Here is a 6,709-nt window from a genome sequence, read left to right on the forward strand (position 1 = left end):
ATCAGAACCTGATGCACAGAGTTTTTGAGAAGTTAGGCTTGGCAATGAATGACGAAAAAGTCATGAATACTTATGAGGAGCTAAGTAGCTATGGTGCTATCGCTGCATAATAGTGTCCGGAGTATTGTTAATACAAAATGGTATTGTTCTAATCAATTAATTCACTCCGTTGGTGCTAATCGCCCCTCTCTATTTGTTAAAAATAGAAACTTTCTTTTTATTTAATTTCAGAAGGCATAGTCGATAACTTATCCTGAGATAAGGGAGAGATTTTTTGTCCATGGCATCGGGTGTTAGGGATACAATCCGTTTTTTGATTATTGATTCATCCCCTGGGGAGGCAGAGTCATTCCTGAATGTATTCCGTGAGTCTGGATATTCAACCCGTGCAAACCTTATTAACTCTCTGGATGATTTGACTTCCGCTATGTCTGGGCATCAGCATTGGGATTTGCTGTTAATGACAGAGCCTCCAGTACCATTAAACTTTCCTCAAATATTTGATTATATTAATAAAAAAGATGTGGATCTGCCGGGAATTATCTTGTTGCCACCAGATAATGAAACCGATCACCTTTCCTTAATGAAAATGGGAGCCCGTGCAGTTATTCCTTTGGGGAGTGATGACTACCTGCTTGCTGTTGCACAGAAGGAACTGGAAGATCTAAAGATAAGGCGTCATCACAGGAGGATGAGTGTTGCTCTGCATGAGTCAGAAAAGCAGCGACGGCTCTTACTGGATGACCAGGTTGATGCGGTGGTATACGTTAATGGTGGTCGCATTCAATACGCCAACTCGGCATTTTTGATGCTACTGGGACTTCCTGAAGAAGAGTCTCTGGATGGAAAGTTTTTCAAAGATTTAATCAGTACCAATGATCAGCAGGATGTTGAGGAGTTTCTGCTCGGCATTGAAGAGAGTGGACAGGCTCTGGCTGTCATTCAATGCCCGCTGGTTGCCCAGAACGGTTCTGAGGTACCAACTAGGGCGGTAATCTCTCCGACTTCATTTAATGGAGAATTTACGCTTAGCCTGCAAATTAAATTCAATGAGCAGGAAGCAGGACAGGGTGGTACAGATAAAACCATTGAAAAATCTGCACCGGACAGTGAAACGGGTCTTTTAGGTCGAAAGCAGTTTGATCAGGAGTTGGATGTTGCTATTCAGAGGGCTGTTTCAGGTAAGGGGAAAGCCACTCTGTGCTGTATTCATATAGAAACGCTGAAAGCGATTCACGACCAGCGCGGTAAAGAGGTTAGTCATAAGCTGCTGAAGGCAGTTGCCTCTAAAATAACTGCTGGCCTGGGAGGAATTCATCCGGTGTCCAGCGTAGGTGGTGGTAATTTTGCAGCCCTGCTCCGAGAGGGTGAAGAGCAGGAGGTTAAGGTATTAACTGATAAGCTCCTGACCACGGTGACTGGAGAACATGTTGTCATTGATCAGCATTTGTTGTCAGTTAAATTATCAATAGGAGCTGTTACTCTCAGTGATACCACTAATGATCCTAAAACACTGATGGTTCAAAGTCGTCAGGCTACTGTGCTGGCACAAAAAGAAGGTGGTAATCAATTGTGCTTTTACCAGAAGCGCAAGGTAAGCTCGGTTCGTTCTGTTGAAAAACAGCTGGCTGGTATGGTCAGTCAGGCACTTAGAAATAAAAAATTCAGATTGAGTTACCAGCCAGTTATCTCCCTTGCTGGCTCCTCCGCAGAATATTACGAAGTTTCTTTTGTTATGACAGATGCCCAGGGGAGAGATCATGAGGCATCGACTTTCAGGCCCAAACTGGAAAAGATCAGTCTGTGGAATAAGTTGGATCGATGGCAGCTTATTGAAGCCAGTAAAGCGTTGATGGCAAAGCGAAAGGAGGGATGTGATACTCGTTTGCTGATGCACGTTGGCGGGTTTTCAGCAACGGATGATACATTCCTGCCCTGGATGAAGGTAGCCCTTAAAGCCGCAGGGATTCCTGCCAACGCTGTTGCTATTGAGTTGAGTGAACAGAATCTCGGGCGTTATTCTGAGGTCATACCTGGTTTTTTCAGCTCACTGAAAGACATGGGGTGTCAGACTGTTGTGAGTGAATTTGGGTGTAGCTTGAACCCATTGGAAGCCATTGCTCACCTTGATGTTGATTTGGTGAAGGTGGATCCATCTTTCACTGAAGGACTCACTGATAGTGATAATGCAAAAGAGCTACAGCGCATGATCGAAGCCCTCAGCCAGAGTGGTAAGAAAGTAATTGTTCCTGGTATTGAAACGGCCGAAGAAATGACCCCTGTTTGGCAGTTCGGTGCTGATTTCATTCAGGGTAGCTATATGCAGCCCCCTTCAGAGAGCATGGATTTTGATTTCGGGGCAGATGGGTAACATCGCCTCCTCTTTAATCTGCCATCCTACATCTTTAAATTTCTATTTTACCTCCCCTAATAAATGGCTTTATGGCCTTCATTTTGTATTTCAATTTACAGACGCTATTACATACAAGACAATACCGCCCCTTGAGGTGATAGATGTTTTCTAAAAAGGGATAGACAGGTATTTCCATGTCAGCAAAGCTCAATATGGTCATGGCCCAGCTGAATCTGGTGGTGGGCGACATTGACGGAAACACGTCCCGTGTCATTGAGGCTGCCGAGCAGGCCCGGGATCAGCTGGATGCGGATGTTGTTGTCTTTCCGGAGCTAACCCTTTGTGGTTATCCGCCAGAAGATCTGCTGTTGCGGCCCAGTCTGATTGTGCGGGTAGAACAGGCTCTGAGTCGACTCAGAGTGGTTAAGGGGATTGACTTGATTATCGGTGTCCCTCTGATGGGGCCACACGGTCTTGAAAATCAGGCATTGGTGATGCGTGATGGTGAGATTCTCACCCGCTATGGGAAACAGCATCTGCCTAACTATCAGGTGTTTGATGAAAAACGTTATTTTGTTAAAGGTCAGGACACGGCTATTTATTCCTGCAAAGGCGTGAATATTGCACTTTTGATCTGTGAGGATCTCTGGTACCAGGGACCGGTTCGCCGAGCTAAAGAAGCGGGAGCAGACCTGGTTATCAGTCTGAATGCATCGCCCTTCCATATGAACAAGCAGTCTCTGCGTCAGCAGGTGGTCAGAGAGCGCTGTCTGGAGTCAGGTCTTCCTGTCCTGTATACCAACCTGGTAGGTGCCCAGGATGAACTGGTGTTTGACGGGGGCTCCTTTGCCATGAATGGCAATGGTGAAGTGGCTTTTGGGGCAACGTATTTTACCGAAGAGCTTTTCTGCGTTTCCTTTGATAAAGGCTCCATGGCTTTTGACCAGGGAGGGGTTGCTGACATCCATGGAGTTTGCTCAAGGGTTTATGATGCCCTGGTGACTGGCGTCAGGGACTACGTCAATAAGAATGGCTTTAAAGGTATCGTGCTGGGGCTGTCTGGAGGCATTGATTCTGCTCTGACCTTGGCAGTGGCAACTGATGCACTGGGTAAAGACCGGGTTCAGGCGGTCATGATGCCCTATCGTTATACATCCGATATGAGCCTTGAGGATGCCGCAGAAGAAGCGAAAATTCTGGGCGTTGAATATAAGATTTTGCCGATTGAACCCATGTTTGATGCCTTTATGGACACTCTGAACACTGAGTTTGCCGGTTATGGTCGGGATACGACCGAAGAAAACCTTCAGTCGAGGTGCCGGGGTGTCATGCTGATGGCGATCTCCAATAAGAAGGGGTATCTGGTTCTGACCACGGGAAATAAAAGTGAAATGGCGGTTGGCTACGCCACACTGTACGGTGACATGGCCGGTGGTTTTGATGTCCTGAAAGATGTACCGAAAACTCTGGTGTTTAAACTGTCTGAGTACCGTAATACCCGTGGCTATGTGATTCCCCAGAGAGTGATCGATCGTCCGCCCTCCGCTGAACTTGCCCCGGATCAGGTGGATGAAGACAGCCTGCCACCTTACGATGAGCTGGATCGTATTCTTGAGCTCTATATTGAGCAGGATCAGAGTGCCGAGGCCATTGTGAAGGAAGGTTTTGACCGGGATACGGTCTATCGCGTTCTGAGGCTGGTGGATATCAATGAGTACAAGCGTCGGCAGGCAGCGATTGGTGTCAGAATTACACCGAGAGGGTTTGGTCGGGATCGTCGTTATCCGATCACCAATGGCTGGAGACCTGGCGTTTAACTAACTGTCGGTTACCGAGGAACCTGAGCCTCAAGTGAGGCTCAGGTAATACTGATGCAGTTTGTCCAATGACTGGTGTAGCTGGGCCATAGAACCACTGTTATCAACGATATCATCCGCCATGGCAATCCTCTGTTCTCGTTTCATCTGAGTATTGAGGATCTGTCGGGTCTGTTCCTCTGTCATCTGATCCCGTGCCATCGTGCGGGATAGCTGGATACTCTCTGGCACATCCACGACGAGCACTCGGTCTACCAGTTCATGCTGACTGGTTTCCAGCATCAGCGGAGAAACCAGTACTGCATAACGGGATTCAGCGTGGGTCAGCTCAAGGATAATCTGATCCCGGATTATGGGGTGAAGTAGACCTTCCAGCCACTTTCGCTCATTAGCATCATCAAAGATGATGGTTCTCAGTGTTCTACGGTCAAGACTGCCATCAATCAGGATTTCGGAGCCATAACGCTGCTCAATTTCAGCCAGTGCCGGTTTTCCTGGTTCAACTACCACACGGGCAGCGATATCTGCATCAACGATGGGAATTCCTTTGCCAGCAAAAAAATCGGTCACTGCCGTCTTGCCACTGCCAATACCGCCCGTGACACCGACAGTAAATGGGCGTTTTTGTTGAGAGAGTGGTGGATGAGGATGCTTTGAAGATTCAGTTGTCATCAGTTCAACCCCGAAAAGCTCAGGTAAGCCTCAATCAACTTATCGCCCCACACCAGGGCAATAAAGCCGGCAATGGCCAGATAAGGGCCAAAGGGAATCGGGTTGGATCGTTCCTGACGTTTGGTAACGATCAACAGTATCGCAGCAAGGGTGCCAACCAGTGAAGAGAGCAGGATGATCAGGGGCAGCTTCATCCAGCCCAGCCAGGCTCCCAGCGCCGCCAGCAGTTTAAAGTCGCCATAGCCCATGCCTTCCTTGCCAGTAACCAGTTTAAATATCCAGTAAACACTCCAGAGGGACAGATAGCCGGCAACCGCTCCCCATAGCGCCTGTTCAAGCGTTACGACTAGGCCAAAGCTGTTGACAATCAGGCCAGCCCAGAGAAGAGGTAGGGTAATGTCGTCAGGCAGCAGTTGTGTATCATAGTCGATCATGGTCAGGGCCAGCAGTGACCAGCCAAAGAGGCAGAAGATCAGGGTGTGTAATGTAACGCCATAGGTAAGGCCAATCATCACCGTCATGACGGCACTGAGAATCTCGATGGCTGGGTAGCGGAGCGAAATTGGGGTTTTACAGGCCGAGCATTTACCCCTCAGGAATAGATAACTGATGACTGGAATATTCTCCCAGGCACGGATTTTATGCTGACAGACAGGGCAGGTGGATACAGGCACGACAAGGTTATAGGCAGGCAGTGGTTCGGGTTCCTTTTCGGGGTGCAAGATGGCCTCGCTCTGTTGCTGCCACTGCCTTTCCATCATAATGGGCAATCGGTGAATCACCACATTGAGAAAACTACCGACAATCAATCCAAAGATGGTCAGCACAAAGGCCAGGTAAGGGGTTGAGGTCTCAATAAGTTCTATAATCGGCGACATTCACACAGTTCCCTGATGGTTATCAGTATGGCTGGCCAGTCCTCCCTGACCAGTACCTGATATTTTAATAGTCCAATATTGGCATGACTGTTTCTGTAATCAAACCTTTGAAGCCTAAGGAAAATAAATACTGAACTGCAAACTGGGATCTGTCGCCCAAATTTGTCTGAACAATCATTCCGTTAAGCTCCGACTACTTACTTCTGCTCATAATCAATGTTGCCAAAGTCGAAGCCGTTAAGTTGCATAAAATCCTGACGAAGTCCCTGGTAGTCAACAAGCTCTTTGAAATTTTCAGGTGTCATTTCTGCCAGTAACTGATTGACCTGCAGCTGAACATCATCACGAAGCTCCCAATCATCCATACGGATCATTCGCTCTGAGTCCAGGGTTGGGCCTGCTGGGGCGTATAACTGGGTGGCAAAAAGTCGGCACATCTGTTCAATGCAGCCTTCATGTAGCCCCATTTCCTTGGTGACTTTGAACAGAGCCATAACGTAAGGCGACAGGCCGGGGATAAATACGCTGGCTTTGGTGACCAGTGCTTTGCAGACGGCCACCCAGGCATCACCGCCCAATGGCTTTAACCATTCATGCATCATTTCTGCATGGTATTGCAGATCTTTTTTCGCATGGCCCAGGGTGCCCTTATGATAGATAGCCTGTGTCGATTCCGGGCCAACGTAGGAATACGCGACGGTTTTAAAACCATCTGCCAGCATTTCGTGATGGTTGAGCAGCTCAATCCAGTCCGCCCAGTCTTCACCGCCCATCACCTTATACCAATTGAATTTTCTAACTACTGTATAACTGCCCAATCACGGGAGCACAGACTGAACAGTCGACCAGCTTCGCTGCAAAGGTTATTCCAAGCTTCACAGCAACAATCTACAATATTTTCATAACCTGAAAATGCTTTGTTTGATAAGTCATGCTCCCGCATCCACTCCCATAGCCTTTCTGAGCTGTTTAACTCCGGTGCGAATGGT

Annotated in this window: 5 protein-coding genes and 1 pseudogene; 2 read left to right on the forward strand and 4 right to left on the reverse strand. The window is 47.8% G+C overall.

Annotated features, from left to right (window positions below; genetic code table 11):
- Window positions 1-280 precede the first annotated feature (280 nt).
- Together AK963_RS23865 and AK963_RS23870 are read left to right on the forward strand one after the other, a co-directional pair.
- Window positions 281-2,371, forward strand: coding sequence for an EAL domain-containing protein (locus tag AK963_RS23865; protein WP_066017901.1), 2,091 nt, complete (start codon window positions 281-283; stop codon window positions 2,369-2,371).
- 176 nt (window positions 2,372-2,547) lie between these two features.
- The gene (locus AK963_RS23870; RefSeq protein WP_066017902.1) at window positions 2,548-4,170 is read left to right on the forward strand and encodes an NAD+ synthase; all 1,623 of its coding nucleotides are present in this window, start codon (window positions 2,548-2,550) and stop codon (window positions 4,168-4,170) included.
- Between the two features lie 30 nt (window positions 4,171-4,200).
- On the opposite strand, the gene coaE is transcribed toward AK963_RS23870, so the two are convergent.
- The 4 genes and pseudogenes from coaE to AK963_RS35830 form a co-directional block, all read right to left on the reverse strand.
- Window positions 4,201-4,842 (reverse strand): dephospho-CoA kinase, encoded by a 642-nt coding sequence (coaE, locus tag AK963_RS23875; RefSeq protein WP_066017903.1) that lies wholly within the window; start codon window positions 4,840-4,842, stop codon window positions 4,201-4,203.
- A complete protein-coding gene (locus tag AK963_RS23880; RefSeq protein WP_066017904.1) occupies window positions 4,842-5,720 on the reverse strand; it encodes a prepilin peptidase in 879 nt (292 codons plus the stop codon). Before AK963_RS23880 ends, coaE begins: the two co-directional genes overlap by 1 nt.
- Window positions 5,721-5,917: 197 nt before the next feature.
- Entirely contained in the window at window positions 5,918-6,493 is a 576-nt protein-coding gene (locus AK963_RS23885) for a hypothetical protein (RefSeq protein ID WP_238593831.1), read from the reverse strand.
- Window positions 6,494-6,519: 26 nt separating this feature from the next.
- Window positions 6,520-6,709 (reverse strand): annotated as a pseudogene (locus AK963_RS35830) (IS630 family transposase); the annotation flags it as partial.

The sequence above is a fragment of the Endozoicomonas atrinae genome (assembly GCF_001647025.1).
Classification (GTDB): domain Bacteria; phylum Pseudomonadota; class Gammaproteobacteria; order Pseudomonadales; family Endozoicomonadaceae; genus Endozoicomonas; species Endozoicomonas atrinae.

What these genes read in the sequence shown, in the direction of transcription:
- coaE (WP_066017903.1), bottom strand. Translation starts at nt 4,842, where the DNA reads ATGACAACTGAATCTTCAAAGCATCCTCATCCACCACTCTCTCAACAA.
- AK963_RS23880 (WP_066017904.1), bottom strand. Translation starts at nt 5,720, where the DNA reads ATGTCGCCGATTATAGAACTTATTGAGACCTCAACCCCTTACCTGGCC.
- AK963_RS23865 (WP_066017901.1), top strand. Translation starts at nt 281, where the DNA reads ATGGCATCGGGTGTTAGGGATACAATCCGTTTTTTGATTATTGATTCA.
- AK963_RS23870 (WP_066017902.1), top strand. Translation starts at nt 2,548, where the DNA reads ATGTCAGCAAAGCTCAATATGGTCATGGCCCAGCTGAATCTGGTGGTG.
- AK963_RS23885 (WP_238593831.1), bottom strand. Translation starts at nt 6,493, where the DNA reads ATGGGCGGTGAAGACTGGGCGGACTGGATTGAGCTGCTCAACCATCAC.